This window comes from Ferrovibrio sp., from assembly GCF_029255545.1.
GTDB lineage: Bacteria > Pseudomonadota > Alphaproteobacteria > Ferrovibrionales > Ferrovibrionaceae > Ferrovibrio.
In genome coordinates this window covers 25,874-50,610 of sequence record NZ_JANLJJ010000050.1, presented here as the reverse complement: position 1 = coordinate 50,610, position 24,737 = coordinate 25,874, and the positions used below count along the sequence as shown (strand labels likewise).

The following is a 24,737-nucleotide window of genomic DNA, read 5'->3' as shown; positions in this document are numbered from 1 at the left end:
CGAGATGACCCAGCGCAACGGCGCCCTGGTCGAGCAGACCAATGCATCGGCGCAGACGCTGGCCAACCAGTCCGATGCCCTGGCCGGCCTGCTGCAGCGATTCCGCGTCTAAAGCCGATCAGCGCAGACCATCCACGCCCTTGATCTCGCTCACAGCCAAGCCGCCGAGACGCGCATGCGGCCGGCCGCCGGTTGCCATGGCCAGTGCGAAGACGATCTCGTCGGATCGCGGCGCATCGTCAATGCTGAGTCCGATGGTGTTGAAATGCGAGCGCACATAGGCGGCGTTGACATGACCAAGCGGCATCATCAACCGCGCCCCGACCGTGCCGATCATCTTGCCAGCCGGCACGATGGCCTTGGTATCGCCCAGTACTTGCCGCATGCCCCAGCCACCCGAGGGATGCCACATGGCGCCGTGCTCCATTTCGCCATCGGCGCCGACAATGGCACCCTTGCCATAAGCCTCGATCTCGGCCGGTTTGGCCTCCAGCGCTTTCAGCAACCGGCGCGCGACCTCGCGGCCGAGTTCGTTCAGCGCCGCCATGCCGGGCATCAGGTCGGACTCGTAGCGACCGGCATAGGGATTGTTCACCACCACGGCCGCCGTGCCAATACGCAGGGGCACGGCCAGGTCGGGCCCGCGTTCATGCAGTACCTCTTCGACAGAGGTAACGTATTTCCGCACCTTCCACATGGCAGGACTCCGGCGTTCAGGCTTCGTTGACGACGGGATTGCGCAGGATGCCGATCTTCTCGATCTCCACCTCCACCACGTCGCCATGTTTCATGAAATGCGGGGGTTTGCGGCTCCAGCCCACTCCGGCTGGCGTGCCGGTGACGATCACGTCGCCGGGCACCAGATCGAATATGGTGGAGCAGTAATTGATGATGGTCGGAATCTTGAAGATCAGGTTGCTGGTATTCGATGATTGTTCGATCTTGCCATTCAGGCGTAGCTCGAGCTTCAGATTCTCCGGGTCGGGGATTTCGTCCGCCGTGACCATCCAGGGGCCGAAAGCGCCGGTGCCGACGAAATTCTTGCCCGCTGCGATCTGTTTGGCATGGAACTGCCATTCGCGGATGCTGGCATCGTTGTAGCAGGCATAGCCGGCGATATGGCTGTAGGCATCGGCCGGCGCGATGTGGCGGCCGCCCTTGCCGATGATCAGCGCCATCTCGCCTTCCCAGTCGAGCTGTTCCGACACCTTCGGGCGGATGATCGGCAGGCCATGCGCCACCTGCGAACGCCAGACGCGCAGGAAGATCGGCGGGAATTCCGACAGCTCACGCTGCATGCCAGCAGCCAGCACCTCCTGATGATGGTCCATGTAGTTACGCACCAGGCAGACAATTTTCTCCGGCCGCGGAATCACCGGCAGATAGGTGATGTCCGATAACGGGATGTCGGCGTTCAGGCCCTGCACGATGCGGTCGCGCTCGGCGAAGTCGCCGCTGGCGATGAAATCGGCCAGGCCGGGATACCTGCCGGCGAAATGCCGGCCGAGATCAACGATCTTGTCGCCCTGCACGGCACCCCAGGATTCGCGCCCCTGATAGGTGAAGGATGCCAGTTTCATCGACGCGTACTCCCAGAATGATGTGATGGACAGGAAGCCCAAAAGGGCGTTCAGGATGGATCAGTCGACGGCGGCCTCGGCCTGCGCCTTCATGGCATTGGCGACATTCTGCGCCGTCTTCTCGACATGCTCGCGCAGTAGCGCCGTGGCCAGTGCAGCGTCGCGCGCCAGCACTGCCTCCATCAGCCGCTTGTGCTCGAAGGTCTTGTTGCGCGGCCGCTTGCGATAGATGGCGGACAGACGGCGATAGCGTTCGGCCTGATCGAACAGGCTGGCGCAAAGATTAATCAGCCGACGCGACCCGGTACCCGACAGCAGTGCCATGTGAAAGTCGCGATGGCGCTCGCTCCATTCCTCCGACAGCGGTGCGCCGTCGCCGACGATGCGCTTTTCCTCGCGCTCGAGCCGGTAAAAGGCGGCGACGATGCGGGCTTCCCATTCGTCGTTACCCTGGGCAATCGACGCCTCGACCGCCTCGCGCTCGAGCATGACCCGCATTGCCACGATGTCCTGCAGATCCTCCAGCGAAATCGGCGCCACGCGGAAGCCACGGTTGCCTTCGGCCGTCACCAGGCCTTCGGCGGTCAGGCGGTTCAGCGCCTCGCGCAGCGGCGAACTGGAAATCGCGTGCTCCTTTTGCAGCACGTCGATCTTCAATTTTTCACCGGGCAGGGTCTCGCCACGCAGGATGGCCCGGCGCAGCACGGCGTAGGCCTTCTCCACCAAGGTGGTTTCGGCATCGGGACGCGGGACGGTGACGGTGGGTTCCATCGGTTCAGTCTATGTCGGGACCACTGCAGGGTGAAAATGCATTCTTATAGACTTTATGCATAAAATGAGTCTTAATGCAAACATTAATGGCGACCCAGGCACCGGGCCGCGAGAAAAACAAAGGGAGAGAAACACATGAAACTGCGTGAACTTGCCTATGCGCTGATCGGTACCGTCCTGCTGGCCGGCCCGACCCTGGCGGCCGATTATCCGTCGCGTCCAATCACCTTGATTCACGGTTTCGCGGCTGGCGGCACGGCGGATGCGATTTCACGCATCCTGGCCCAGCCGATGTCGGAAATCCTGAAACAGCCGGTGATCGTGGAGCAACGCACCGGCGCTGGCGGCAACACGGCTTCCCGCGTGGTGGCACAGGCAGCACCGGACGGCTACACCATAGGCCTGCCCACCGGCGGTCATGCCGTGTCGGCCGGCCTGTACAAGAACCTGCCCTTTCACCCGGTCGACAGCTTCGAGATGATCTCGACCGTGGTCTATTACGCCTTCGCCATTGCTGCCCGGCCGGATTTTCCGGCCAACGATATCAAGGGCCTGATCGCGCAGGCCAAGAGCCAGCCGGGCAAGCTGGATTACGGCTCGGCCGGGGTTGGCTCGACGCATCACCTGACTGGCGAGCTGCTCGCCTCGATGGCTGGCATCCAGTGGAACCATATCCCTTATCGCGGCGAGGCCGCCGCTTTCACCGGCCTGCTCAGCGGCGAGCTGCCGATCATCATCGCCACAGCGGTGACGGTGGCGCCGCAGCTTAGAGCCGGCAAGCTGAAGGCCCTTGCCGTCAGTTCGCCGACGCGGTTCCGCGGCATGCCGGATGTACCCACCGTAGCTGAAAGCGGCATCCCCGGTTTTGACGTGCGCACCTGGGCCGGCCTGTTCGCGCCCAAGGGCACGCCGAAGGAGATCGTGGCCCGGTTGAATGCCGCCGTGCAGCAGTCGCTGGCGCGGCCCGACGTGAAAACCCGCCTTGGGGAATTGGTGGGCGGCGAGGTGCAGGGCAGCACGCCAGAGGCGATGAAGGCCATGGTGACCAAGGAAGCCGCGCGCTGGACCGACGTGATCAAGAAGGCCAGCATCCCGCAGCAGGAATAAGGCGCGTGAAAACAGTCATGATCCACCGGACCGGTGGGCCGGAGGTGCTGGAAACGGTCGAGGTACCGGTTCCAGTCCCTGGCCCGGGCGAAGTGCTGGTGCGGGCAGCGGCCATCGGCGTCGGCTGGCCCGACGTGCTGATCCGCACCGGCGTCTATAAATGGATGCCATCTCTGCCGGCCAGTCCGGGTAGCGACATGAGCGGTGTGATCGCTAAGATTGGCGCGGGCGTTGAGGGCTTTGCAGTCGGCGACAAGGTGCTGGTCACCGCCCGTGATCTCAAGCAGCGTGGCGGCTGCTACACGGAATATCTCGTCGTGCCGGCCGCGGTGCCTTATCGGCTACCGGCCGAAACTGATCTCGATGCCGCCGCGTGTCTGCCCAATTACCAGGTTGCCTGGGCCATGCTGCAGGAAAGCGCGGGCCCACGCAAACCGGCCAGCATCTTCATTGCCGGCGCCGCCGGCGGAGTCGGCAATGCCGCCGTTCAACTGGCCCGCCATGCCGGCATGGTTGTGATCGGCAGCGTCAGCTCCCCGGCCAAGGCAGACTTCGCCCGCCAGCAGGGCGCTCATCACGTCATCAACTACAGGACCGAATCTCCATTGCAGCGCGTGCTGGACATCACCGAGGGCCGCGGCGTCGATCTCGTGCTCGATCATGTCGGCGGCCCCGGGCTGATCGATTGCCTGAAAATGCTGGCGTCCTGGGGCTGCGTGGTATCCTACAATGCCATGGCTGGCGTGCCGGAGGCGAATGTGTTTGCCGAGATGCGGGCCCTGCTGGCGAAAAGCCTGACGCTGCGCTGCTTCTCGATGCACAGCTATGACGGCGATCCGCCACGGCGGCGCCGATTCATGACCGATGTCATCGGGTTGCTGGCTGGCGGCGCGATCCGGCCCGCCATTGGCCTGACCCTACCGCTGACGGAAGTCGCCGAGGCGCATCGTCGCATCGAGCAAAGCGTCGTGCTGGGCAAGATCCTGCTGAAACCGTGACGACATGACGAGGGCATCAATGGTCGAGCCGATCATCCGCATCAGGGACATCGCCTGGATCAGGCTGCGTTCGCCCGATCTGGACCTGCAGGAAGACTATCTGACCACATTTGGCCTTGAGCGCGCTGAACGCACCGCCAATGCGCTTTATATGCGCGGGACTGACCCGGCACATCATATTCACATCACCGAGAAAGGCGATCCGGCGGTTCTGCGCATCGCCTTCTGGGCTCGTTCGCTGGAGGATTTACACAAGCTGTCCCGCGATGGCGATGGCGCCTCGGCAGTGGAAGACATAGACGAGCCGGGTGGCGGCAAGCGCGTGCGGCTCACCGAGCATAACGGCATGGGCATCGAAGTGGTCTGGGGCGTCGAGGCTGTTGCGGCTCTTGCCGTCGAGCCGGTAACGCTGAATTTCGGCTACAACAAGCAGGCCAGAACCGGGCATCTGCTGCGCGTCGAGCATCGCCCATGCCGTGTGAAGCGCATCGGCCACGCCGTGATCAGCACGCCGGAGATCGAGAAATCGGTGGCCTGGGCGCGGCGGCATCTGGGCATCGTGCCATCCGACGATGTGCATGCCGAGGATGATCCAAATCTTCTGCTGGCCAGCTTCAACCGTGTTGATGCCGGAGAAGACTATGTCGATCATCATGTCATGATGTTCGGCCGCCACGCGAATTCCGGCCTCAATCATGTGTCGTTCGAGGTACAGGATATCGATGATCTGGCCGTAGGCCATGACGCGATGATGCGCAAATATGGCGACCTGCATCTCTGGGGCCTGGGTCGCCACACCCTAGGCAGCCAGATTTTCGATTACTGGAGAGACCCCTGGGGCCGTGTCCATGAACACTGGACCGATACCGACGTGCTGAACGACAGCCACGAGTTCCGCCGACATCCCAAAAGCACCGGGCTGCACTCACAATGGGGACCGCAGGCGCCACAGGCTTTCCGTGACGCCGCCAGCCGTTAGACCGGGGCTCGGGCCAACCAGTCCGATGCCCTGGCCGGCCTGCTGCAGCGATTCCGCGTCTAAAGCCCGGGTCTGACCGAGCCCCGATGGCCGCTGGCCGGGGCTCGGGGCGTGAGTCTGTGGCCGGCCACACCGGCCCTGTTTCCCGGTCATTGCGGGGATATGGCGCATTCCCCCGTCGCGGCATCTAAAACATGGTAAATACGGCGAGAATTGATTTTTATCGAGTTCTAGTTTAATTCTTTCCACTGCATACAAATGTACTCGACGACCTATCAGAAAAGCGGTATTTTTTTGGATTTGCACTCGCCAAAAAAGAGTAATGCCGTTAGTCTGGACTCGTTAAGCGAGTCCGACGGTCTGTAAACAAAGGATTTTTTGCTCGTATTTGGAGTAGCAACCGGCATCGCCTGGTGCCGACCTGCAACCGAGCCAAACGGTTAATGAAGACGGTGAATCAAGGAAATTTTTCCGACACAATCGTCCGCCCTGTCTCGCGCCCCGCTCCTGCTCCGCAGCAGTCTGGCGAGAGTCGGCATGACGGTTGAGGCCGCAGACATGGCAGATCGTCTCCGACGCGTCCTGCTCCTGCTGCAGGCAACACCGCTGCCACTCGACCTGATCGATAATCCCGGCCGCACCGGCCAGTGGCTGGTGACGCTGGAGAACCTGCAGCAGGCGCTGGCCGTGTTGCGCGGCGACAGCCGTACCGCCACCGGCCTGCCGGCGGAAAGCCGCGGCGAGCGCCTGACCAGGCTGTTCAACCGGATGATCGCCGGGTTGCCGATGGTCTGCCTGGCTGAACTGTCGCCGGTGATCAAGCTCGGCCTGCTGCGTCCGCTGCTGCAGGATCTCGACGGGGCCGAACGCCGCCTGCGCGGCACCCCGCTTTACGAGGTGACCGCCCTGGCCACGCGGCTGTCGTATTACCGGTCCGCCCTGGCCGAGATGGCCGCCCGCCACATCGCGCCGGAACCGCCCCTGGACCTGCGCCCGCCCGAGACGGTTCCGGTCTGACCGGATCGGACGGATGGACAGGCCCTGTCCGGGGCAAAGCCGCCTAGCCTGATCGGCCGGTTCCTGCTATACCGCGCCCGTCCGCGCATCCTGGCCCGTTTCCGGGCCTGATCCGCCCGGCAGGCCCGCGTTGCCGCAGTTGCCGTATCAGTGCAAGGAGAGTGCCCCATGGCCGCACGTCAGGCCAGCATTGCCCGGAAAACCAAGGAAACCGAGATCGCGGTCAAGCTCGATCTTGATGGCACCGGCGTCTACAAGATTGCCACCGGGGTCGGCTTCCTCGACCATATGCTGGAGCAGCTCTCGCGCCACAGCCTGATCGACCTCGAGGTCCAGGCCAGGGGCGACATCCATATCGATTTCCACCACCTCACCGAGGATACCGGCATCGCCATCGGCCAGGCCGTGGCCAAGGCCCTGGGTGAGCGCGCCGGCATCCAGCGCTATGGCGACGCGCTGATCCCGATGGACGAAACGCTGACCCGCGTCGCGCTCGACGTGTCGAACCGTCCGTATCTGATCTGGAAGGTGAATTTCACCCGGCCCAAGTTGGGCGACATGGATACCGAGCTGTTCAAGGAATGGTTCCAGGCCTTCGCGCAGAATGCCGGCATCACCCTGCATGTCGAGAACCTGTACGGCGATAACAACCACCATATCGTCGAGACCTGCTACAAGGGCCTCGCCCGCGCCCTGCGCGCCGCATTCACGGTCGACCCGCGCAGTCCGCATGCAGTGCCGTCGACCAAAGGCACGCTGTAAAGCGGGGCAATCATGCGTTTCTTCACCTTGCATGAGCGCCCCGGCAAAGCCGGCGGCGATCCGCAGGTCGTGGCCGTGGCCAGCGGATTTTCCTGGTGGGCTGCGATCTTTCCGCCGCTCTGGCTGCTGCGCCATCGCCTCTGGCTTGGCCTGATCGGCTATCTGCTGCTCAGCAGCATCTGGGGCCTGGCGCTGGAACTGGGCGACATTGCCGAACCCGCGGCCAGCGTGCTGGCCCTGGGCTTAAGTTTCCTGATCGGGGCCATGGCGGCGGATTACCGGCGCTGGACGCTGGAGCGTCGTGGCTGGCGCCTTATGGGCGTGCTGCGCGCCGGGGATGCGGCGGAAGCCGAGGAACGCTATATCCGCGGCCATGCCGTGGCCGCACCACCGGCCGGCGCCGGCGCATCCGCATCGCCGGTCCGCATCCTGCTGCCGCAGCAGACCGACGCATTTCCGAGGCTCGTGTGATGAAGCTGGCATTGATCGATTATGGGTCGGGCAATCTGCGCTCCGCCGCCAAGGCCATCCAGCGGGCCGCCGATGAAAACGGCATCGCGCTGGATCTGGCCGTCACGGCAGACACCAAAACGGTGGCCGCCGCCGATGCCATCGTGCTGCCCGGCGTCGGCGCCTTTGCCGACTGCTACCGGGGCCTGAACAGCCTGTCCGGCATGATCGAGACGCTGAACGAACAGGTGATCAAAGGCGGCAAGCCTTTCCTGGGCATCTGCGTCGGCATGCAGCTGATGGCCACCGTCGGCCGCGAGCATGGCGAGCATAAGGGCCTGGGCTGGATCGACGGCGCCGTTGAATTGCTGAAGCCGGTTGTCGTTTCCGGGGATGCCGCGCTGAAAGTGCCGCATATGGGCTGGAACCAGCTGCGCCTGCTGCAGCCGCAGCATCCGGTGCTGGCCGGCATCAGGTCAGGCGATCACGCCTATTTCGTCCACAGCTATCACCTGCGCCCGGATAACCCGACCGTGGTGCTGGCCGAGGCCGATTATGGCGGGCCGGTGGTCGCCGCGATCGGCCGCGACAACATGGTGGGCACGCAGTTCCATCCCGAGAAAAGCCAGGCTACCGGCCTGCGGCTGCTCGCCAACTTCCTGCGGTGGCGGCCATGAGCGGTAAGCCGGAGGAGGAGCGCGCCATGGCGACCAGACTGCAGCAGATCAGGCCCAATGCGGTGGTCGAGAAGGTCCTCGCGCTGGGCGATGACGAGATTGACGAGCTGTGCGAGGCGGCCGAGAAGGCGATCATCGATGGCAACGGCTTTGGCTGGCTCAAGGTGCCGCCGCGCCGCGTGCTGGAAAGCTACTGGCGTGGCGTGCTGCTGATGCCGCAGCGCGATCTGTTCGTCGCCCGGCTGGATGGCGCCATCGTCGGCTCGGCGCAGCTGCTGCGGCCGCCGCCGAACAACGAGGCGCAGGCACATTCGGCCACGCTCACCACCTTCTTCATCGCGCCCTGGGCGCGCGGCCATGGCTTGGCGCGCGGCCTGGTGAAAGTGGTGGAAGATACCGCGCGCAAAGCCGGCTTCCAGCAGATCGACCTCGATTTCCGCGCCAGCCAGACGGCGGCGATCCAGCTCTGTGAGCAGTCGGGCTATAAACGCTGGGGCACCAAGCCGCGGTATGCCTATGTCGATGGCGCCTATGTCGACGGCTATTTCTATTCCAAAACCCTGGTCAGCGAATGAGTGCGCTCAATCTCTATCCCGCCATCGACCTGAAGAACGGCGAATGCGTGCGCCTGCAGCAGGGCGACATGGATCGCGTCACCGTGTTCAACCATGATCCGGCGGCGCAGGCGAAACAGTGGCAGGATGCCGGGTTCCAGTATCTGCATCTGGTCGATCTCGATGGCGCCTTCGCCGGCAAGCCGGCCAATGCGGAAGCCGTGCAGGCGATCCGCAAGGCCGTCACCCTGCCGATCCAGCTCGGCGGCGGCATCCGCGATGAGGCCACGATCGAACGCTGGCTTAATGCCGGTATCACCCGCGTGATCCTCGGCACGGTTGCCGTGCGCAATCCAGATCTGGTGAAGGCGGCGGCGCGACGTTGGCCCGGCCGCGTCGTGGTTGGCATCGATGCGCGTTCGGGCCGCGTCGCGGTGGAAGGCTGGGCCGAGGCCAGCGACCTGGATGCCATCGACCTGGCGAGGAAATTCGTCGATGCCGGCGTGGCCGCCATCGTCTATACCGATATCGACCGCGACGGCCTGCTGAAAGGCGTGAATGTCGCCGCCACCGCGGCGATGGCGCGCGCCGTGCCGATCCCGGTGATCGCCTCGGGTGGCCTGGCCGGCATCGAGGATGTGATCGCGCTCAAGAAAGAAGCTGCCAACGGCGCGGCAATCGACGGCGCCATTCTGGGCCGCGCGCTTTATGACGGCCGCATCGATCCGGCCGCCGTCCTGAAGGAAGCCGCCTAAGCCGCGGCTGGCAAAGCCGCGTCGAGGATCGCGCTGGCGGCTGCGGCGGCGTGATCGGCCATCGCCGGCTGCTGCGTCACCATGGCGGCGACGATGGCGCCATCCATCAGCAGGCCGATCTGGTGCGCCAGCGCCTCGGGCGCGGCGATGCCGGCCTCGCGCGCCAGGCGGCCGAAAAACGCCAGCACCGCGCCCTTGTGCTGCAGCGTCAGGCCGCGCAGCCGCGTCTCGCTCTTGTCATGCTCGGCCACGGCATTGATGAAGGCGCAGCCGAAATAATCCTCGCGCTCGAACCAGCTGCGCAAAACCGGGAACACGGCTTTCAGTTTTTGCGCCGGCGTGCCGCCGGCGGCTTCCACGGCGGAGAAGAACCAGTCGCGCCATTCCTCGCCCTCGCGCTCCAGCACGGCATAGAGCAGGCCTTCTTTCGAGCCGAAGCGGTTATACAGCGTCATGCGCGCTACGCCGGATTCCGCGATGATGCGGTCGATGCCGGTGGCATGGATGCCATCGCGGCAGAACAGCAGCTTGGCGGTGCTCAGCAGCCGCTCGGTCGGCTGGGCATTGCCGTCGGTGTCGGCGGCAGGGGTGGTCGCAGGGGCGGCGGTGGTCGGCTGGGGCTGCATGATGGCCTGAGAAGACTCTGAACGGATCGGTCTGTCTAGCTGGATTTATAGGGCGACTTTATTCCACCGTATACACGCGGTCGTCACTGTGGAATTGCCCAAGATTCCGCCCTCTGCCCGGGGCGACTGCTTGCTTTGCAATCAGACTCGGCGCCCAGGCTGCTCCAAAATCCCATAAGCCATTGGAAAATATGACTTGGCATCAAGCTTGCTCTAGATAGACCGATCATTCTTGTGACGGGTGATCCAGAAAGGACAATCAAGAATGTTGTTCTATTGGATTAACAGTTCAAATGACGCATACTTATCATATTCACACTATAAAGCGTGTTTATGGGGGTCCTCGTCGCATGGCTGTACTCGCTCGTCCGTCCTTCCTGCCGCCGCCCGCGGAGCCGGCACCGATGTATAAGCCCGGCGCCCATATCCAGATCCAGGGTATCGGCCACCAGTATCGCCGGGGCCAGCCCGCCTTGCGCGGCATCGATGCCGAGATCCAGCCCTGCGAGGCGGTGGCGCTGATCGGCCGCTCGGGCTGCGGCAAGTCCACCCTGCTGCATATCATCGCCGGGCTGCTGAAGCCGGCCGAGGGCCAGGTTCTGATCGACGGCGAGATCGTGCGCGGGCCGTCGCCGAAATGGAACATGATGTTCCAGTCGCCCTCGCTCTATCCATGGATGAGCGTCGGCGAGAATGCCGCCCTTGGCCTGAAATTCGCCGGCGTGAAACCGGCCGAGCGCCGCGCCGCCGTGCAGGAGCTGCTCAATCTGGTGCAGCTGGGCGAGCATTACGACACGCCTGCATTGCAGCTGTCCGGCGGTCAGCAGCAGCGCGTCGCGCTGGCGCGCTCCCTGGCCACGCAGCCCGATGTGCTGCTGCTGGATGAACCCTTCTCGGCGCTCGATGCCTTCACCCGCGCTTCCCTGCAGCGCGACGTGCGCCGCATCTGCCGCGAACGCCAGATCACCCTGGTGCTGGTGACCCACGATATCGACGAAGCCGTGCTGATGGCCGATTGCGCATTGATCATGAACGCCAATCCGGGCCGCATCGCCACCGCCACCCGCATCGACCTTGCCGAAGAGCGCCAGCGCGGCGATGCGGCCGTGCTGGCCGAGCGCGACCGCCTGCTGAAACTCTTCGAAGGCTGCACCGGCGAACACCTGCCGCGCGGCGAAAACGATACCGATATCCCCCAGACGACCCGCAAAGAGGTGAGCTATGTGCGAGCAGTGTGACAACGGCAACCTGATCGACCATGGCGCTGTCTCCACGGGCGGCCTCACCCGGCGTGGTTATCTCGACCTGATGGCTGCCGGCGGCCTCGCCATGATGGGCGCGCTGAAGCCCGGCCTGTCCTTTGCGCAGCCGAAGGATGACGTGGTGCGCATCGGCTATCTGCCGATCACCGATGCCACCGCCTTGCTGGTCGCCCATGGCATGGGCTTCTTCAAGGAAGAAGGCCTGGTCGCCGAGAAACCGACCCTGATCCGCTCCTGGTCGTCACTGGTGGAAAGCTTCGCGGCGCAGAAATTCAACCTGGTACACCTGCTCAAGCCGATCCCGGTCTGGATGCGCTACAACAACAAGTTTCCGGTCAAGATCATGGCCTGGGCGCATACCAACGGCTCGGCCATCGTGGTCGGCAAGGATTCCGGCATCAATACCTTCGCCGACCTGAAGGGCAAGCAGATTGCCGTGCCCTACTGGTATTCCATGCACAACATCGTGCTGCAGATGGCGATGCGCGCCAATGGCGTGAAGGCCGTGATCAAGAGCCAGGGCGAAACGGTTGCCGCCGATGAGTGCAACCTGCAGGTCATGGCGCCGCCCGACATGCCGCCGGCCCTGGCGGCCAAGAAGATCGACGCCTATATCGTGGCCGAGCCGTTCAATGCGCTGGGCGAGCTGAAGGCCGGCGCCAGGATGCTGCGCTTCACCGGCGACATGTGGAAGAACCATCCCTGCTGCGTGGTCTGCATGCACGAGGCCGACACCAGGGAACGCGCCGAGTGGACCCAGAAGGTGGTCAATGCGGTGGTGAAGGCGCAGGTCTATGCCAGCGCCAACAAAAAGGAAGTCGCCAGGCTGCTGTCGCGCGACGGCATGGAATACCTGCCGGTGCCGCAGGATGTGGTCGAGCGCGCCATGACGCTCTATGACACCGGCACCTATGCCACGCCGCCGGCGATCAAGCATCCCGACTGGAAGAACGGCCGCATCGACTTCAACGGCTTCCCTTATGCCTCGGCCACGAAACTGATCGTCAAGGCGATGAACGAGACCGTGGTCTCGGGCGACACCACTTTCCTGAAGGGCCTCGATCCGGATTTCGTCGCCAAGGATCTGGTCGACGACCGCTTCATCCGCACGGCGCTGGCCAAATTCCCCGACTGGCGCAAGGACCCGACCGTGCCAACCGGCGCCGATCCGTTCAGCCGCGAAGAGGTGATTGCGCTGTGAGCCTGGTGCTCGACATGCCTGCGGCCAAAAGCCGGCCACGGCTGCGGCCGGCCCTGCACACGCATCTGCTGCCCCGGCTGATCCCGCTCGGCAATGCGACGCTGGGCGTCGGCCTGCTGCTTGGCCTGTGGTGGCTGGGCGGCTGGGTGATCGCCAGCAATCCGGCGACGGCGAATTTCGCCGGCTTCGCGCCGGGGCCAGCCTTTAAAAGCCTGTGGAAGCTGATCTCTGGCGGCAGCCTGTGGTCGATCATGCAGCCCAGCCTGCTGCGCATCCTGGGTGGCCTGGCCTGGGCGATTGCCATCGGCGTGCCGGTCGGCATCGCCATCGGCCGCATTGCGGCGCTGCGCAACCTGACCCATCTGCCCTTCCAGTTCCTGCGCATGATCAGCCCGCTGTCGTGGATGCCGATCGCGGTGCTTAGCTTTTCAAGCTGGGAAGGCGCCATTGTCTTCCTGATCTTCGCCGCCGCCGTCTGGCCGATCACGTTTGCCACCGCCAACGGCATCCGCAAGATCGATCCCGCCTGGTTCAAGGTGGCGCGCAATCTCGGCGCGCGTTCCTGGCAGATGCTGCTGCAGATCATCCTGCCGGCCGCGGCGCAGGACGTGCTCACCGGCATCAGGCTGGCGCTTGGCACCGCCTGGGTGGTGCTGGTGCCGGCGGAATATCTCGGTGTCACCAGCGGGCTCGGCTACGCCATCAACGATGCCCGCGACACCCTGGAATACGACCGCCTCGCCGCCATCGTGGTGGTGATCGGCATCGTCGGCTTCCTGCTCGACTGGATCTGTCTGACCCTGATCAAGCGTTACGGCTGGAGCAGGGAAGGATGAACGACGCGCCAAGAGACCAAAACATCTGAAAGGAGTCTGATAATGAGCGCCAATCCCGTACCCGCTACCGCCATCACCGGTTGTCTCGCCCCGATCGACAAGGACGGTCTGCTCGACCTGATCGCCAAGGGCAAGGAAAACCCGAAGGCGATCAAGACGCTGAAATGCAAGACCGTGGCCGAAGGCCGCTTCCGGCATCTCAACTACATCCGCAACCTGCCGCCCTATATCGTCGACGAGCCGCCGGGCCTGCTCGGTGATGACACCGCGCCGAATCCCTCCGAAGCCTCGCTGGCGGCGCTCGGCTCCTGCATCGCCGTTGGCATCCATGCCAATGCCGTGGCGCGCAACATCACCATCCGCAAGCTTGAGCTTGAGCTGGAGGCGGATATCAACATCACCGCCGTCTGGGGCACCGGCGACACCTCGCCCAAGCCGGTCGGCTTCGATGCCGTGCGCATCAAGGTCGATCTCGACGCCGACGCGCCCAAGGCCGAACTCGATGCGCTGGTCCAGCATGTGAAGAAATGGTCGCCGGTGGCAAACACCTTCATGAAGCCGGTCGGCGTGGATGTCGTGCTGGGCTGAGGCCCGGCCGCCTCGTCTGTCGCGTTTGAGATGATCGTCGCAGCTTAAGGAGACCACCATGTCCGCCGCCCTCGCTTCCGCCCCCCTGTCGGAACCGCTGCCCCACACGGCGGCGGGCATGGCTCCCGCCGCTCTTCCCATGGGCCGCGACGATCTGTTCGCCCGCCTGCGGCCGATCATCGCCGCCGATCTGGCGCCGCAGGTGCACAAGATCGACCATGAAGGCATCTATCCCGAAGTGGCGATGCGCAGCTTTGGCCAGGCTGGCGCTTTCGCCGCGCATGTCGGCGCCAAGCCCGACCTGGTCACCGCCATCGAGGCGATGACCCTGGCTGGCGAGCATTGCCTGTCCACCGCCTTCTGCATCTGGTGCCAGGATGCGCTGGGCTGGTATCTGGCGCAAAGCCAGAATGCCGCGCCGCGCGAGGCCCTGCTGGGCAAGGTGGCGCAGGGCCAGCTGCTTGGCGGCACCGGGTTGTCGAACCCGATGAAAAGCTTTTTCGGCATCGAGAACCTGAAACTGAGGGGCCGCCGCGTGAAGGGCGGCTACGAGGTCTCGGGCGGCCTGCCCTGGGTGTCCAACCTGGGCGACGACCATCTGTTCGGCGCCGTGTTCGAACTGGCCGATGCGCCGCAGCATCGCGTGATGGCGGTGATCGACTGCAGCCGCGAGGATATCGTGCTGCGCCAGTCGACGCATTTCCTGGCGCTGGAAGGCACCCGCACCATGGCGGTGAATTTCCGCAAGGCCTTCATCCCCGACAGCATGGTGCTGGCCGAGCCGGTGGACGGTTTCATCAAGCGCATCCGCGCCGGCTTCATCCTGCTGCAGGCCGGCATGGCCTTTGGCCTGATCCAGGGCTGCATCAACCTCATGCGCGGCACCGAAAAGGGCCTGGGCCATATCAACAGATACCTGCCCGAGCAGCCGGCCATGTTCGAGGATGCCCTGGCCGCCATGCGGGCGACCGTGCATGACCTGGCCGTCACGCCGTTCGAGACCGATCCGGCCTACTGGCGGGCGGTGATCGAGGCCCGGCTGGCCGCCGGCGAGTGGTCGCTGAAGGCGGCCCAGGCCGCCATGCTGCATGCCGGCGCCTCGGGCTATATCGTCGGCGCCCCGGCCCAGCGGCGCTTAAGGGAATCCTACTTTGTCGCCATTGTCACCCCGGCGACCAAGCAGCTGCGCAAGATGCTGGCCGACCTGGACGCCAAATAGGCCGCCGGGTCTTCGGATGGGCTGTCCCGGCGCTTTCCCGCCGCCGGCTGCCTCGGCTATGGTAAGGGCAGATTTGAGGAAACCCCGAGCCCATTGCCCAAGGCTGTTACCATGTCCGATCCGTCCTTCCCCGGCCTGTCCCAGGGCGTCAGCGAACTGCGCGCCTCCGAAATCCGCGAATTGCTGAAGCTGATCAGCCGGCCGGAAATCATCTCGTTTGCCGGCGGCATCCCCGATCCGGCGCTGTTCCCGCTGGATGCCATCGGCAAGGCCTACCAGGCCGTGCTGCAGAACCCGGCCATGGCGGGCGAGGCCTTCCAGTATTCGATCAGCGAAGGCTATCCGCCTTTGCGCGACTGGATCACCGGCTACCTTGGGAAACACGGCATCGAAGCCGGCCCGGAGCAGATCCTGATCACCTCGGGCGCGCAGCAGGCGCTCGATTTCATTGCCCGCGCCCTGATCAACCCGGGCGACGGCGTGGTGATGTCCTCGCCCAGCTATCTCGGCGCCATCCAGGTGTTCGGTACCTATCGCCCGACATTCATCTCGGTGCCGATGGATGATGAAGGCGTCACGCTGGACGCGCTGGAAGCCGCCTTCAGGCAGAAGCCGAAATTCTTTTATCTCACGCCGGATTTCTGCAATCCGGCCGGCATCACCACCTCGCTGGCGCGCCGCCAGGCGATCCTCGCTCTGGCGCATCGCTACAACGTGGCGATCCTGGAAGATTCGCCTTACGAGGAGCTGCGCTACGAGAATGCGCGCATCCCCAGCTTCGCGGCCCTTGAGCAGCAGTATCTCGCCGGCCCGGATGGCGACGGCAGGCGCCTGGTGATCTATGTCGGCAGCTTGTCGAAGGTGCTGACCCCGGCGCTCCGCATCGGCTGGATCTGCGCCGATCCGGCGCTGATCAACACGCTGGTGCTGCTCAAGCAGGCTTCCGACCTGCATTGCAGCACGATCAACCAGATGATCGCCTTCGATATCGCCGGTTCCTCCCATGCCAGCCAGGTCGAGAAGCTGCGCAAGGCCTACAAGGAACGTCGGGACGTGATGCTCGAGGCGCTGGAGCGCTGCCTGCCCAAGGAGGTGCGCTTCACCCGCCCCGACGGCGGCATGTTCATCTGGCTGGAATTCCCCGACAGCATCGACGGTACCGAGCTGCTGGCCGAAGCCGTGAAGGACATCCAGGTCGCCTTCGTGCCCGGTTCGGCCTTTTATGCCACCGAGCCGAAGCGCAACACCGCGCGGCTCAGTTTCTCGCTGGGCGAGCCGGCCCGCATCCGCGAAGGCATCGAGCGGCTGGCGGCGCTGCTGCAGAACAAGTTGCGCGCCAACCGGGCCGCGTAAACGCCCAAAAGGCGCGTTTTGCCGGTAAAACCGCTTTCGCCGGCGGCAGCGATCCGCTATGACCGGGACCGGAAACTGGATCCCGGATCATGACCCTGAAAGTCCGTGTCATACCCTGTCTCGACGTGAAGGACGGCCGCGTCGTCAAGGGCGTCAATTTCGTCAACCTGCGCGATGCCGGCGACCCGGTCGAGCAGGCGGCCGTGTATGACGCCGCCGGCGCCGATGAGCTGACCTTCCTCGACATCACCGCCTCGTCGGACGCCCGCGACACGCTCTATGACGTGGTGGCGCGCACGGCGGAGCGCTGCTTCATGCCGCTCACCGTGGGTGGCGGCGTGCGCGTGGTGGAAGACGTGCGCAAGCTGCTGCTGGCCGGCGCCGACAAGACCTCGATCAACACCGCCGCCGTCAACCGCCCCGAATTCGTGCGCGAGGCGGCCGAGAAATTCGGCAGCCAGTGCGTGGTGGTGGCGATCGACGCGCGCAATGTGGCACCCGGCAAGTGGGAGGTCTTCACCCATGGCGGCCGCAACGCCACCGGGCTGGACGCGGTGGACTGGGCGAAGCGCATGGCGGCCTATGGCGCCGGCGAGATCCTGCTCACCTCGATGGATCGCGACGGCACCGAAAAAGGCTTTGATCTCGACCTCACCCGCGCCGTGGCCGATGCGGTCAGCATCCCGGTGGTGGCCTCGGGCGGCGTAGGCAACCTGGATCACTTTGTCGATGGCGTCGTGCAGGGCCATGCCTCGGCCGTGCTGGCGGCCTCGATTTTCCATTTCGGCCGGCATAGCATTGCCGAAGCCAAACAACGCATGGCCGCCGCCGGGATTCCGGTCCGGCTCTAGGGAAGGGAACCGACGCGATGGGCGAGAACCGCGACACGCTCGAACGCCTCTATGACGTGATCCTCAGCCGCAAGGGCGGCGATCCGGCGGTGTCGCATACCGCCAAGCTGTTCGCCAAGGGCCGCGCCAAGATCGCCCAGAAGATGGGCGAGGAAGCGGTTGAGCTGGCGATTGCGGCGGTGTCGGAAACCCGCGAGGAAATGGTTTCGGAAAGCGCCGACCTGGTGTTCCACCTGCTGGTGCTGTGGGCCGAATGCGGCATCACCATCGAGGATGTGCGCGCCGAGCTGCGCCGCCGCGAAGGCCAGTCGGGCATCGAGGAGAAGAAGGCGCGCCAGCTCACCTGAGGCAGCGCCGGTTCAGGGAAGGACAGCACAGACCATGGCTTACGATCCGAATAACGTGTTCGCGAAAATCCTGCGCGGCGAGATTCCGTGCAAGAAGGTGCATGAGAGCGCGCACAGCCTGGCCTTCCACGACATCAATCCGCTGTCCCCCATCCATGTGCTGGTGATCCCCAAGGGCGCCTATGTCGGCTTCGACGATTTCGCGGCCAAGGCCAGCGCGGAAGAGCAGGCCGATTACGTGAAGGCGATCGGCGATACCGCGCGGCTGGTTGGCGCCGATGAGGGTGGCTACCGCCTGCTCAGCAATTGCGGCGTCAATGCCAACCAGGAAGTGCCGCATCTGCATGTCCATATCTTCGGCGGCCGCAGGCTTGGCCGCATGCTGAAGAAAGACGGCGAATAAGCCGGCCGGCAAAACGGCTGGTCGTGCCCGGCCGCTTGATTTCGATCAGATGCATCCGGCCGCCCGGCATGGCAGGATGCAGGCATGGCCGAGCATTCCCATAACCAGCCGATCCACAGCCTGCCCGTCTCCGAGGCCCTGATCCGGCTGCAGGCGGCGCCCGAGGGCCTGTCGGCGGTCGAAGCCACGGCCAGGCTGCGGCAATATGGCCCGAACCGTCTGCCCGAGGCGCATGTCCGCTCCATGCTGGGCGTGGCCGTGCACCAGTTCCGCTCGCCCTTCATCTATCTGTTGCTGGCGGCGGCAGCCCTGAGCCTGGCGCTTGGCCATCTGGCGGATGCCGGCTTCATCGCCATCGTGCTGCTGCTCAACGGCAGCATCGGCTTCTGGCAGGAATGGCAGGCCGAGACGCGGGCCCGCGCGCTGAAATCCCTGGTGCGTGGCCATATCCCGGTCTGGCGCGACGGCGCGCTGGTCTCGCTCGACACCGAACTGCTGGTGCCCGGCGATATCGTGCAACTGGAAAGCGGCCTGAAGATTCCAGCCGACCTGCGCCTGCTGGAGGCAGAAGCGCTGGAGGCCGATGAAAGCCTGCTGACCGGCGAATCCCTCGCCGTGGCCAAGCAGGCCGATCATGTCTGCGCCGCCGATGCGCCTTTGGGCGATCGCGCCGGCATGCTGTTCGCCGGCAGCATGGTGCAGAGTGGCCGCGGCCGCGCCGTGGTTGCCGCCACCGGGCGACACAGCGAGATCGGCCGCCTGGCCTTGGCCATGCAGGTGGCCGGGGCGGCGCCGCCGCTGGTGCGCCGCATGGAGGTGTTCACCCGCCAGATCGCTTTTGCCGCCCTGGGGCTGATCGCGCTGATTGCCGGGCTGGAAATCCTGCGCGGCGCCGGTCTGGCCGATATCTTCCTGCTCGCCGTGGCGCTGGCGGTCTCCGCCATCCCCGAGGGCCTGCCGGTGGCGATGACGGTGGCGCTCTCCATCAGCGTGCATCGCATGGGGCAGCGGAACGTGGTGGTGCGCCACCTGCCCGCCGTCGAAGGCCTCGGCGCCTGCACCATGATCGCCACCGACAAGACCGGCACGCTCACCATCAACCGCCTCACGGTGGAAACCGTCTGGCTGCCCGATGTCAGCGAAAACGATGGCCGCGTGGCGCCGCAGGATTCCCGGGTGCGCCAGCTGGCGCTGTCTGCCGCGCGCTGTTCCGAATCCCATGGCGGCGCGGTGGACCATACTGGCGACGAGATCGGCGATGCCGTCGACCTGGCTTTCCTGCGGCTGGCGCTGCGCTTCGACTATAACGCGGCGATGGAGGCGGTGGATCACCGCGGCCGCATCGCCTATGAGCCGGCCCGGCGTTATGCCGCCGATTTCCATGGCGAAGGCGACATGCTGGTCGCCTATGTGAAAGGCGCGCCGGAAACCCTGCTTGAGCTCTGCGGCGCCGCGGACTGGGAGCCGGAGCGTCGCAGCGCCGCCGAGCGCGCCGTGCAGGCTCTGGCCGCCGACGGCTACCGCGTCATCGCCGTGGCGGCCGGCCCGGTCACCGAACCGGAAGCGGAATCGCTCGACGGCCTGATCCTGCTCGGCTTCGCCGGGCTGATCGACCCGCTGCGCCAGGAAGCCCGCCATGCGGTGCGTGCCGCCCGGGCTGCCGGCATCCGCGTCGCCATGGTCACCGGCGACCATCCGCTCACGGCATTGGCCATCGCGCGCCAGCTCGACCTCGCCGCCGAGGGCCCCGCCGGCGAAGCGCAGCTGATCACCGGCGCGCAGTTGAAAGCCCTGGACCATGACCTCGCCGCCTTCGATGCGGCGGTGGCGCAGGCGCTGGTTTTCGCCCGCACCGAGCCGCTGCAGAAACTCGCCATCGTCGAAAGCCTGCGCCGCCAGGGCCATGTGGTGGCGGTGACCGGCGACGGCATCAACGACGCCGCCGCGCTGAAAGCCGCCGATATCGGCGTTGCCATGGGTCGCGGCGGCACCGACGTGGCGCGCGAGGCGTCCGACCTGATCCTGGTCGACGACAATTTCGCCTCCATCGTTGCCGGCATCGAGGAAGGCCGCGCCGCCTACGACAACCTGCGCAAGGTGATACTGCTCTGCATCTCCACCGGCGCCGCCGAGATCCTGCTCATGCTGCTGGCCAGCCTGAGCGGCCTGCCGCCGCCGCTCTCGGCCGTGCAGCTTTTGTGGCTCAACCTTGTCACCAACGGCATTCAGGATGTGGCGCTGGCTTTCGAAAAGCCCGAACCCGGCCTGCTGCAGCGCCGGCCACGGCCCAGGCACAGCCCGATCTTCGACCGTCGCATGATCGAGCAGGTGCTGCTCTCCGGCGCGGTGATCGGCATCGCCAGTTTCGTCTTCTATGCCTGGGCGCTGCATGGCATGAACATGTCGCTGGTGGCCGCCCAGGGCCTCACGCTCTGGCTGATCGTGTGGTTCGAGAACGCCCATGTGCTGAATTGCCGCTCGGAGCGGCGCTCGCTGTTCCGCGTGCCGCTCTCGGCCAACTGGCTGCTGATTCTCGGCGTGCTGGCCGCCCAGGGCCTGCAGTTCGCCGCTGCCTCGCTGCCCGGCATCGGCCCGATGCTGCGGCTGGAAGACGTATCGCTGCTGCATGGTGCGCTGCTGGCCTTGCCGGCGCTCATGCTGGTGGCGGCCATGGAAATCTACAAGGCGATGCGCAAGGACGAGGCGGCGGCCTGATCGCCGCGCGCAAGCCTTTCTCCTAGCGCCCCAGCACGCGTTGCAGTTTTTTCAGCAGCCGGCGGCGCTCCACATCCGATTTCGCCCCGCGCAGCTCGGCCTGCACCTGCAGCATCAGGCGGGCATAGTCGTTATGCCAGTCATGGCCCGACAGCGCCTCGGCCTCGGCATAGCGATCCAGCCGTTTCTGCACCTGCGGGGTCTTCAGCAGTTTGGGATGCGGATGGTTCAGGGCATAGAGCTCGTCCAGCCGCGGCGCGTAGACCTGCGGCAGCTGGCCCAGCGGCAGCTTGCTTTTGTCCCACAATGCGATGGCGGCGCGCAGGGCGCCCACGGAATCCGGCTCGCCATGGGTCAGCATCAGGCCGCGGCGGATCGGCAGGCGGTCCTTCAGCCAGTCCAGCAATTCGTCATGGTCGGCATGGCCGGAATAGATTTCCAGCTTGCGAATACGCGCCCGCACCTCCAGCTCGTCGCCCTGGATGCGCACGGCCTTCTCGCCCTGCTCCAGCAGCGCGCCCAGCGTGCCCGGCGCCATGTAGCCGATCAGCAGCACGGTGGCATTTGGCCGCCACAGGTTGTTCTTCAGGTGATGGCGGATGCGCCCGGCCTCGCACATGCCGGAGGCCGCGATGATGATGGCGCCGCCGGTCACCTGCTCGATCTGCATGCTTTCCTGCACGCTGCGGGTGAAATGCAGGTTGCCGCCATTGGATGCCATCGTGGCGGCCTGCATGTCCTTCTCGTGATGGAAATGCCGGGCGAACACCTCGGTGATGTGGAGCGCCAGCGGCGAGTCGACGAAGATCGGCACGCGCTGCATATCGCCATCGGCCATCAGCTTGATCAGGTCGGCCAGCAATTCCTGGGTGCGTTCCACGGCAAAAGCCGGAATCACCAGGTTGCCGCCGGCCTTCAGCGCCTCGTTCACTTCGCCGGCCAGCACGGCGCGCCGCTGCTGCGGGTCCAGCTTCGGCCGGGGCCGGCCGCCATAGGTGGATTCCATCACCACCACATCCAGGTCGCTCGGTGCCTCGGCGCTTTGCTGCAGCGCCTTGTGTTCCGGCCCGATATCGCCGGAAAACAGCAGCCGCAACGGCTCGTGCTCGCCATTAGCCACTTTCAGCTCGATCGAGGCGGCCCCCAGGATATGGCCGGCATTCCACAGCCGCGCCTCGATGCCGGGGATCACCTCGAACCAGGTTTCGTAATCGCGGGCGGCGATCAACTTCAGGCTGGCGACGGCATCCTGCTCGGTATAGATCGGCTGCACGATGCCGCGGCCGCGCCGCTGGTTGCGGCGGTTCAGCCGCTCGACCTCCATTTCCTGGATGCCGCCGGAATCGGGCAGCATGTACTGCAGCAGGTCGGCGCTGCCCTCGGTGGTCAGCACGGGGCCGGTGAAGCCCGCCTTCACCAGCTTGGGGATCAGGCCGCTATGGTCGATATGGGCATGGGTCAGCAGCACGGCGTCGATATGGCGGGGATCAAACGGCCAGGCGCCGTAATTCAGCTCCTTCAGGGTCTTGTCGCCCTGGAACATGCCGCAATCGACCAGGATGCTGCGGTTGCCCAGCTGCAGGCGATAGCAGGAGCCGGTGACGACGCCGGCGGCGCCATGGAAACTCAATGTGGCAGACATGACGCTCTTCTTTCTAGGCCGGCGTTCCGTTGACGAGGAAGCCGCTGTCCTGCGCGGCGAGGTCGGCGGCGAAACCCAGATCGGTCGGCAGGGCGGCATGGATGCGATACAGCGGTTCGCCCTTGCGCGCGGCGTCGCCGGTTTTCTTCAGCAGGTCGACGCCGGCGCCCTTGAAGGCCGGCGCGCCGGCCATGCGGGCGATACGCGCGATGCGCAGGCAGTCGATGCTCATCACCACGCCGTCCTTGGGCGCCAGCACCTCATAGCCGGTCGGGCTCGGCGTGACGGCAAGGCCACTCGGTCCCTGGGCTTCGATGATGCGTTCCATGGCTTTCAGCGCGGCGCCGGAATCGAGCAGCTCACGGGCGCGGCGCAGGCCCTGGCCACCGGTGATCCCGGCATCGCCTTCGATCAGCACGCCGGCCAGCAGGATCGCGCGCTCGCGCAGGTCCTGCGGCGCGTCCTTCTCGTTGCGCAGCACCGCCATCACGTCGCGCGCTTCCAGCATCGGGCCGATGCCATTGCCGATCGGCTCCCGGCCGTCGGTGATCACCACCTCGATCGGCAGGTCCAGTTCGCCGGCGACATACTGGAACAGCTTGCGCAGCCGCACGGCGTCTTCCTGGCTGCGGACCTTGGCCGTGGGGCCAACCGGGATGTCGAGCACCAGGTAGCGCGATCCGGCGGTGAGTTTCTTGGACAGGATCGAGGCCACCATCTGCTCGCGGGTATCGATGCGCAGCGGGCGTTCCACGGTGATCAGCACGTCGTCGGCGGGCGAGAGGTTGACCCGCCCGCCCCAGACCAGGCAGCCGCCGATCTTCTCGACGATGGCGCGCATTTCGTCGGTGCCGATATCCACCCGCGCCAGCACCTCCATGGTATCGGCGGTGCCGGCCGGTGAGGTGATGGCGCGCGACGAGGTTTTCGGGATAGTCAGGCCATGCGCCATCACGATCGGCACCACGATCATCGAGGTGCGGTTGCCGGGAATGCCGCCGATGCAATGCTTGTCGACCACCATCTTGTGGTTCCATTCCAGGCGGTGGCCCACATTGGCCATCGCCCGGGTCAGGCTCAGCACCTCGCCCGGCGTCATGAAGCTGGCGCAGCCGACCAGGAAGGCGGCGATTTCCATCTTGGAATAGCGTTGCGCGGCGATGTCGCGGATCACCGCATGGTAGTCGGCCTCGCTCAGCACGCGGCCCTGGATCTTGGTGCGCACGAATTCCAGGCTTTCCACCGGGCGCGGATGTTCGATGCTGATCCCGGTGCCCTCGGCGCGGCCGAACAGGCGGAAGGCCTCTTCCGAAAGCCCCAGTTCGTTTGGCGCCAGCAGGCCGGCATCGTCGACGATGTTCAGCGTGGCGGGGATGCAATGTCCGCCGGCCTTCACCTCGATCTTGCCCAGGGCCTGGAATTCCTCGGCGCGATACAGCGGGCAGGCGCGGCTGAGATAGGCGATGCTTTCGCGATGGGTGTCGATCGCCACGCGCTTGAGTTTCAGCATCGCTTCATACGCCCTTGCCGTCGATCTTGTCGGCCAGGGCATTGACCGCCTTGGTCAGCGCGAGGATTTCCTGCTCGCGCAGCAGGTCGATCTTCTGGTGCAGCAATTCGATCTCCAGCTCGGCCTTCACGTTGACCTTGTAGTCATCCTCGGCATGGCGGCGGTCGATTTCCGACAGGCGGTTCTGGCTCATCATGATGACCGGCGCGGTATAGGCCGCCTGGAACGAGAGTAGCAGATTGAGCAGGATGAACGGGAACGGATCCCAGGCATTGCTGCCGTTGAACGCGTTGCCGATGATCCAGGCCACCAGCAGCGCGCTCTGGATCAGGATGAAACGCCAGGAGCCGACCGCCCGGGCCACGGCATCGGCGATGACCTGGCCAAGGCTGCGTTCCTCGCCGGGCGGGGCATGCCGGTGGCTGGCGCGGTGGCGGCGCAGCTGGCGCAGCAGGTCGCGGTCGCGGTCGGTCAGAATGACGGTGCTGGGCATGGCAGACTCCGATACAGGCGGCGGACGCGGCATTTTAACGG

At 65.2% G+C, this 24,737-nt stretch carries 26 protein-coding genes; 19 read left to right on the top strand and 7 right to left on the bottom strand.

What is annotated here, in order from left to right; all coding sequences use genetic code 11:
* Window positions 1–118 precede the first annotated feature (118 nt).
* The 3 genes from Q1J79_RS10355 to Q1J79_RS10345 are packed head-to-tail and all read right to left on the bottom strand — an operon-like array spanning window position 119 to window position 2,351.
* Window positions 119–697, bottom strand: coding sequence for an amino acid synthesis family protein (locus tag Q1J79_RS10355; protein ID WP_300299915.1), 579 nt, complete (start codon window positions 695–697; stop codon window positions 119–121).
* A 16-nt stretch (window positions 698–713) separates the two neighbouring features.
* Window positions 714–1,580 carry a fumarylacetoacetate hydrolase family protein gene (locus Q1J79_RS10350; protein WP_300299913.1) on the bottom strand — a complete coding sequence of 289 codons (867 nt, stop codon included), beginning with the start codon at window positions 1,578–1,580 and terminating at the stop codon, window positions 714–716.
* A gap of 60 nt (window positions 1,581–1,640) precedes the next feature.
* Window positions 1,641–2,351 carry a GntR family transcriptional regulator gene (locus Q1J79_RS10345; protein WP_300299911.1) on the bottom strand — a complete coding sequence of 237 codons (711 nt, stop codon included), beginning with the start codon at window positions 2,349–2,351 and terminating at the stop codon, window positions 1,641–1,643.
* A gap of 135 nt (window positions 2,352–2,486) precedes the next feature.
* Between Q1J79_RS10345 and Q1J79_RS10340 the strand changes: the two genes are divergently transcribed.
* The 9 genes from Q1J79_RS10340 to hisA all read left to right on the top strand — a co-directional run bounded on the left by Q1J79_RS10340 (window position 2,487) and on the right by hisA (window position 9,650).
* On the top strand, window positions 2,487–3,458 hold the full coding sequence (locus Q1J79_RS10340) for a tripartite tricarboxylate transporter substrate binding protein (protein WP_300299909.1): 972 nt from the start codon (window positions 2,487–2,489) through the stop codon (window positions 3,456–3,458).
* 17 nt (window positions 3,459–3,475) lie between these two features.
* On the top strand, window positions 3,476–4,456 hold the full coding sequence (locus Q1J79_RS10335) for a zinc-dependent alcohol dehydrogenase family protein (RefSeq protein ID WP_300299907.1): 981 nt from the start codon (window positions 3,476–3,478) through the stop codon (window positions 4,454–4,456).
* Window positions 4,457–4,460: 4 nt separating this feature from the next.
* The gene (locus Q1J79_RS10330) at window positions 4,461–5,435 is read left to right on the top strand and encodes a hypothetical protein (RefSeq protein WP_300299905.1); all 975 of its coding nucleotides are present in this window, start codon (window positions 4,461–4,463) and stop codon (window positions 5,433–5,435) included.
* 558 nt (window positions 5,436–5,993) lie between these two features.
* On the top strand, window positions 5,994–6,452 hold the full coding sequence (locus Q1J79_RS10325) for a hypothetical protein (protein WP_300299903.1): 459 nt from the start codon (window positions 5,994–5,996) through the stop codon (window positions 6,450–6,452).
* Between the two features lie 168 nt (window positions 6,453–6,620).
* The gene (gene hisB / locus Q1J79_RS10320; RefSeq protein ID WP_300299902.1) at window positions 6,621–7,214 is read left to right on the top strand and encodes an imidazoleglycerol-phosphate dehydratase HisB; all 594 of its coding nucleotides are present in this window, start codon (window positions 6,621–6,623) and stop codon (window positions 7,212–7,214) included.
* A gap of 12 nt (window positions 7,215–7,226) precedes the next feature.
* Complete coding sequence (locus tag Q1J79_RS10315) at window positions 7,227–7,685, top strand: DUF2628 domain-containing protein (RefSeq protein ID WP_300299900.1); 459 nt, start codon at window positions 7,227–7,229, stop codon at window positions 7,683–7,685.
* Window positions 7,685–8,341, top strand: a complete 657-nt coding sequence (hisH, locus tag Q1J79_RS10310; RefSeq protein ID WP_300299898.1) for an imidazole glycerol phosphate synthase subunit HisH — start codon at window positions 7,685–7,687, stop codon at window positions 8,339–8,341. Before Q1J79_RS10315 ends, hisH begins: the two co-directional genes overlap by 1 nt.
* Window positions 8,338–8,916 (top strand): GNAT family N-acetyltransferase, encoded by a 579-nt coding sequence (locus Q1J79_RS10305; RefSeq protein WP_300299896.1) that lies wholly within the window; start codon window positions 8,338–8,340, stop codon window positions 8,914–8,916. The genes hisH and Q1J79_RS10305 overlap by 4 nt, the downstream gene beginning before the upstream one ends.
* Window positions 8,913–9,650, top strand: coding sequence for a 1-(5-phosphoribosyl)-5-[(5-phosphoribosylamino)methylideneamino]imidazole-4-carboxamide isomerase (gene hisA, locus Q1J79_RS10300; RefSeq protein ID WP_300299894.1), 738 nt, complete (start codon window positions 8,913–8,915; stop codon window positions 9,648–9,650). The genes Q1J79_RS10305 and hisA overlap by 4 nt, the downstream gene beginning before the upstream one ends.
* Here the strand turns inward: hisA and Q1J79_RS10295 are convergent.
* Window positions 9,647–10,276 (bottom strand): TetR/AcrR family transcriptional regulator, encoded by a 630-nt coding sequence (locus Q1J79_RS10295; RefSeq protein WP_300299892.1) that lies wholly within the window; start codon window positions 10,274–10,276, stop codon window positions 9,647–9,649. The two genes, hisA and Q1J79_RS10295, sit on opposite strands and share 4 nt — an antisense overlap.
* A gap of 404 nt (window positions 10,277–10,680) precedes the next feature.
* Between Q1J79_RS10295 and Q1J79_RS10290 the strand changes: the two genes are divergently transcribed.
* The 10 genes from Q1J79_RS10290 (at window position 10,681) to Q1J79_RS10245 (ending at window position 21,051) form a co-directional block, all read left to right on the top strand.
* Window positions 10,681–11,514 carry an ABC transporter ATP-binding protein gene (locus Q1J79_RS10290; RefSeq protein ID WP_300299890.1) on the top strand — a complete coding sequence of 278 codons (834 nt, stop codon included), beginning with the start codon at window positions 10,681–10,683 and terminating at the stop codon, window positions 11,512–11,514.
* The gene (locus tag Q1J79_RS10285; protein ID WP_300299888.1) at window positions 11,498–12,739 is read left to right on the top strand and encodes an ABC transporter substrate-binding protein; all 1,242 of its coding nucleotides are present in this window, start codon (window positions 11,498–11,500) and stop codon (window positions 12,737–12,739) included. Before Q1J79_RS10290 ends, Q1J79_RS10285 begins: the two co-directional genes overlap by 17 nt.
* A complete protein-coding gene (locus tag Q1J79_RS10280; RefSeq protein ID WP_300299886.1) occupies window positions 12,736–13,575 on the top strand; it encodes an ABC transporter permease in 840 nt (279 codons plus the stop codon). The genes Q1J79_RS10285 and Q1J79_RS10280 overlap by 4 nt, the downstream gene beginning before the upstream one ends.
* Before the next feature lie 42 nt (window positions 13,576–13,617).
* Complete coding sequence (locus Q1J79_RS10275; protein WP_300299884.1) at window positions 13,618–14,163, top strand: OsmC family protein; 546 nt, start codon at window positions 13,618–13,620, stop codon at window positions 14,161–14,163.
* A 58-nt stretch (window positions 14,164–14,221) separates the two neighbouring features.
* Window positions 14,222–15,382 carry an acyl-CoA dehydrogenase family protein gene (locus Q1J79_RS10270; RefSeq protein WP_300299882.1) on the top strand — a complete coding sequence of 387 codons (1,161 nt, stop codon included), beginning with the start codon at window positions 14,222–14,224 and terminating at the stop codon, window positions 15,380–15,382.
* A gap of 111 nt (window positions 15,383–15,493) precedes the next feature.
* Window positions 15,494–16,735, top strand: coding sequence for a PLP-dependent aminotransferase family protein (locus Q1J79_RS10265; protein ID WP_300299880.1), 1,242 nt, complete (start codon window positions 15,494–15,496; stop codon window positions 16,733–16,735).
* Window positions 16,736–16,824: 89 nt separating this feature from the next.
* Complete coding sequence (hisF, locus tag Q1J79_RS10260) at window positions 16,825–17,586, top strand: imidazole glycerol phosphate synthase subunit HisF (RefSeq protein ID WP_300299878.1); 762 nt, start codon at window positions 16,825–16,827, stop codon at window positions 17,584–17,586.
* Window positions 17,587–17,603: 17 nt separating this feature from the next.
* Window positions 17,604–17,933: a phosphoribosyl-ATP diphosphatase gene (locus tag Q1J79_RS10255; protein WP_300299876.1), complete on the top strand. Its 330-nt coding sequence runs from the start codon at window positions 17,604–17,606 to the stop codon at window positions 17,931–17,933.
* A gap of 34 nt (window positions 17,934–17,967) precedes the next feature.
* A complete protein-coding gene (locus Q1J79_RS10250; protein ID WP_300299874.1) occupies window positions 17,968–18,336 on the top strand; it encodes a histidine triad nucleotide-binding protein in 369 nt (122 codons plus the stop codon).
* Between the two features lie 84 nt (window positions 18,337–18,420).
* Entirely contained in the window at window positions 18,421–21,051 is a 2,631-nt protein-coding gene (locus Q1J79_RS10245; RefSeq protein WP_300299872.1) for a cation-transporting P-type ATPase, read from the top strand.
* A 22-nt stretch (window positions 21,052–21,073) separates the two neighbouring features.
* Here Q1J79_RS10245 and Q1J79_RS10240 read toward each other — a convergent pair whose 3' ends face one another.
* Genes Q1J79_RS10240 through Q1J79_RS10230 form a run of 3 tightly spaced genes read right to left on the bottom strand, consistent with a single transcriptional unit; the run spans window position 21,074 to window position 24,696 of the window.
* Window positions 21,074–22,693 carry an MBL fold metallo-hydrolase gene (locus Q1J79_RS10240; RefSeq protein WP_300299870.1) on the bottom strand — a complete coding sequence of 540 codons (1,620 nt, stop codon included), beginning with the start codon at window positions 22,691–22,693 and terminating at the stop codon, window positions 21,074–21,076.
* 13 nt (window positions 22,694–22,706) lie between these two features.
* Complete coding sequence (locus tag Q1J79_RS10235; protein WP_300299868.1) at window positions 22,707–24,203, bottom strand: thymidine phosphorylase family protein; 1,497 nt, start codon at window positions 24,201–24,203, stop codon at window positions 22,707–22,709.
* Between the two features lie 4 nt (window positions 24,204–24,207).
* Window positions 24,208–24,696, bottom strand: coding sequence for a DUF1003 domain-containing protein (locus tag Q1J79_RS10230; protein ID WP_300299866.1), 489 nt, complete (start codon window positions 24,694–24,696; stop codon window positions 24,208–24,210).
* Between the last annotated feature and the right edge of the window lie 41 nt (window positions 24,697–24,737).